Genomic DNA, 2,765 nt, shown 5'->3' on the forward strand with positions numbered 1-2,765 from the left:
CGGCCGAGCAGCGCAGCAAGGCCGTGGGCGCCGCCAAGCTGCTGGCCGATGCCGCGCGCAGCGACATCGAAGAAACCAAGGCCGGCGCGCTGCCCACGGCCACGCTGAGCGCCGCCATCGGTCCGTCCGGCGACCAGATGGAAGGCCAGAAGACGCGCAACCAGTTCCAGGTGCGGCCCGGCCTCACCGTCAGTGCGATGCTCTACGACTCCGGTCGCAATTCACACCTGACCCAGTGGCGCACCAGCTTGGCCGAGGCTGCCAACCAGGGCCAGATCAGCACCACCGAACAGGTCGCGCTGCAAACCGTCATCCTGTCCTTCGAGCGCGACCGCTACCGACTGCACGCCCAGGTCTGGAGCCAGTACGCCGCCAAGGTCTGCACGCTGGTGGACTCGCTGGAACAGATCGTCGCCACCGACCGCGGCCGCGGCAGCGAGCTGGTGCAGGCCCGCAAGACGCTGCAGCAGGTGCTGCTGTCGCGGGCCCAGTCCATGACCCAGCTGCGCCTCACCGAAACCCGGCTGCGCCGCCTGGTGGGCGACAGCCTGCCGGAGGCCAACGGCCTGTCCGCACTGATGCTGCAAACCCCTGCGCTGCCCGAGCTGCAGTCGCAAGCCACAGGCGCCTCCAGCATTGCCCAACTGGCCGCGCAGGCCGACGCTGCCGACAGCCTGGCCAGGGCCACCGATGCCGGCAACAAGGTGCAGGCCAACTGGCTGGTCAGCGTGGCCAAGAATGCCACCGGCGACCACGCCGGCAACTGGAACGCCGGCATCACCATCAACGTGCCGCTGCTGAACCCTGCCGCCGCACCGGCGTCCACTTCGGCCCGCCTGCGCGCCGAAGCCGCCCGCGTGCAACGCGCCGAATCGCTGGACGCGCTGCAGAACCGGCTGGCCGAAGTCCACGAACAAGCCAGCGCCGCACTGGTCCGCGCCCGCGACACCGTCACCGTGCTGAAGAGCAGCGAACGCGTGCGCGACGACACCATTGCCCAATGGCAGCAACTCGGCAAGCGCTCGCTGTTCGACGTGATCTCGGCCGAAGGCGACCACTTCAACCTACGCATTGCCTATGTGGACGCCCTGCACGACGGCCAGGAATCGATCGCCCTGCTCTATTCGCTGGCGGGCAGCGTGAAGTTGCCGTTGAACTGACCGGCTTCGCACCCGGCAAAAAGCCGCTCGATTCCGAGCGGCTTTTTTCATTCACGCTGAATCGTCACCTCATCTTGAGGGCAGTTGCCATACCTGCTCGGCAACCCGATGGATCCAACGCTGGCGCCCGTCAAAAAATTTCGATTGGGACCGCCGTTTGGTGAAGAAGGCGTTCACCTCCACCACCTCGCCAAGGAAGTGCGGAACGTATTCGATTTTGCGCAGGACGAGCCCGAAAGGCTCAAGCAGCGAAATGAGGTCAGGCAGCAGCTTCTGCTGGTTGTAGAGCGGATAGAAGTGCGCTTCAAGCTCGATGCCGAGGCATCCATGCAAGAGATCACCGAAACCCTGCAACACCTCGTATTCGAAGCCCTGCACGTCAATCTTCACGAGATCCGGTTGAGGTGTCTTTCCTTCTCGATGCAACACGTCATAGCGGGTGCAAGCGATGTCAATCGAACGTTGCACCTCGAAATGCGCCTGCATATTGGGATATTCCGCCAGCAGCACCTCATTGGGCTCCAGCACGGAAATGCAAAACGGATTTTTCGTGATGTACAGCTTCCGCGATTCCACCGCGTTGGACAAGCCGGCCTGCACCACATGTGCCTCGGGAAACTTAGCGCGAAGATTCTGCGCGGATTGCGGGCTGGGCTCGAACAGGACAGGCTCTAGCCATGCCACATGTGGCCGCCACTTTGCCTGCAGCCCGCCTGCACTCCCCACGTCGGCCAGCCGTATGCGCATTTCTGCGGAGGGAGGCTCGGGGAACGTCAGCACCGATGGCTCACTGGTCTGCATGGTTGCAGGTACCGGCACGGACGGTAGGCTGGCGGTAGCGGGCTTTCTCGATGAAAAGAGCTTGAACGGATTGGACTTCATTCGCCTAGTTCGCTGACAGTGAATTCACTGCGACCACGGTGCCTGTGTACGGCCAGTGCCGGACACCGCCGCCAGCCTCGAATCAGCGCTCAATAGAAGCGAGGACGTGGCCGGCGAGGGCATCATAGTCGCCACCGAAGTGATGGCCGCCGGCCAGCGGCAGCGGGCGGGCGTGCAGCGGTGCCAGCGTCGGGCACAGCGAGTTTTTCTCGTCCTGGCCGTAGATGCACAGCGTGCGGGCGGCCACGAGCTGCTGGGCTTCGGGCGCAATCGGCCGGTCGCCGCTGGGACCGATCCAGTTGGACAGGTGGAACTCGAACGAAGCCTTCTGGCCCAGGCCCAACAGCGCGGTGAGACGCACCCGCGTGCGCGTGGCGGCGGGCAGGCGGTTGACGGCAAATGGCAGCACGTCCGCGCCTTGCGAGTAGCCGATCAGGATCACCTCGCTGCGCTTCCAGCGGTGCGAGTAGAAGCGGATCAGGCGGTCCAGGTCGGTGGCCAGGCCTTCGGGCGTGCGGGCGCTCCAGAAGTAGCGCAGCGAATCCACGCCGACCAGCGGAATGCCTTTGGCGGCCATCGCCGCGGCAATGCCTTTGTCGATGCTGGCCCAGCCGCCGTCACCGGACAGCAGCACCGCGAAGCGGTCCGCATTCGGCCCGCCTGCGGCTTCGGCAGTGGCCGGCACTTCGATCACCGGCAGGTCGGCCAACTGGGCCGGCGGCG

Annotated in this window: 3 protein-coding genes; 1 reads left to right on the plus strand and 2 read right to left on the minus strand. The window is 65.2% G+C overall.

Annotated features, from left to right (window positions below):
* The coding region (locus FKP22_RS26440) for a TolC family protein (protein ID WP_141290887.1) at window positions 1-1,160 on the plus strand (1,160 nt) is incomplete at its 5' end.
* A gap of 69 nt (window positions 1,161-1,229) precedes the next feature.
* On the opposite strand, the gene FKP22_RS26445 is transcribed toward FKP22_RS26440, so the two are convergent.
* Together FKP22_RS26445 and FKP22_RS26450 are read right to left on the minus strand one after the other, a co-directional pair.
* Entirely contained in the window at window positions 1,230-2,042 is an 813-nt protein-coding gene (locus FKP22_RS26445) for an FkbM family methyltransferase (protein WP_141290889.1), read from the minus strand.
* 82 nt (window positions 2,043-2,124) lie between these two features.
* A partial coding sequence (locus tag FKP22_RS26450) for a virulence factor family protein (protein WP_233446972.1) occupies window positions 2,125-2,765 on the minus strand: 641 nt, incomplete at its 5' end.

This window comes from Ideonella azotifigens (assembly GCF_006519715.1).
Lineage (GTDB): Bacteria > Pseudomonadota > Gammaproteobacteria > Burkholderiales > Burkholderiaceae_C > Ideonella > Ideonella azotifigens.